This window comes from Buttiauxella sp. S19-1, from assembly GCF_022134725.1.
In the GTDB taxonomy this organism is placed as follows: domain Bacteria; phylum Pseudomonadota; class Gammaproteobacteria; order Enterobacterales; family Enterobacteriaceae; genus Buttiauxella; species Buttiauxella ferragutiae.
In genome coordinates this window covers 1-663 of the sequence record NZ_JAHWLU010000274.1, presented here as the reverse complement: position 1 = coordinate 663, position 663 = coordinate 1, and the positions used below count along the sequence as shown (strand labels likewise).

Genomic DNA, 663 nt, shown 5'->3' with positions numbered 1-663 from the left:
TTTCTGTATATCCTTCCCCATCCGTTTCCCCACGAGTTTGTGTTCCATCCTCAAAAAATGCTATATAGCGCGTATCCAAATAAGGCATCCCTTCATCATCCGTACAATGCAATTGAAGAATATATTCCTCAGATTCATCCTTATCTTCCGGCTCATCTTTCCCGCCTGAGTCATCCCCACCTCCAGAGCCATTTCCACCACCATCACTCCCGTATCCGTCCTGCGGTGGCTCATCTGGCGAATTACCATCTTCACCCGTCAGCGCATTCAGCACCGCCGGTAATTGCGTCGGCACCGGATTACCCGGACTGCCACCGCTGTTGAGGTTGATTTTCAGCCCGCTGATGTCCACGCCACCAGGATGGATGACGATAAATGAGCTGCCCATTTTCAGGGTGATTTTTGTATTGCTCTGCAGCACGATATCGCCCTGTGCATCCGTGCCCAGCGCACCGGCCACTTTCTGGGCCAGGTCGCCTTTGACCTCCAGGCTGTGGTTACCTTCCACCAGGCTGAGGTGGTCTTTCGTGGTTTTGTGCGCCTGGCTGCCGTCGACTGTTACTTTGCGGTCATTTGCCACAGTCAGCGCGTCATCACGGCCGGTATTCACGGTGTGGTCACGGGTGACTTTCAGGGTCTGGTCATTGCGTACCGTGATACTGC

The 663-nt window shown here is 53.8% G+C and carries 1 protein-coding gene; it reads right to left on the bottom strand.

Features of this window, described 5'->3' with window-relative positions; all coding sequences use genetic code 11:
* The coding region (locus tag MES37_RS24535; RefSeq protein ID WP_237932843.1) for a bacteriophage T4 gp5 trimerisation domain-containing protein at window positions 1-663 on the bottom strand (663 nt) is incomplete at both ends.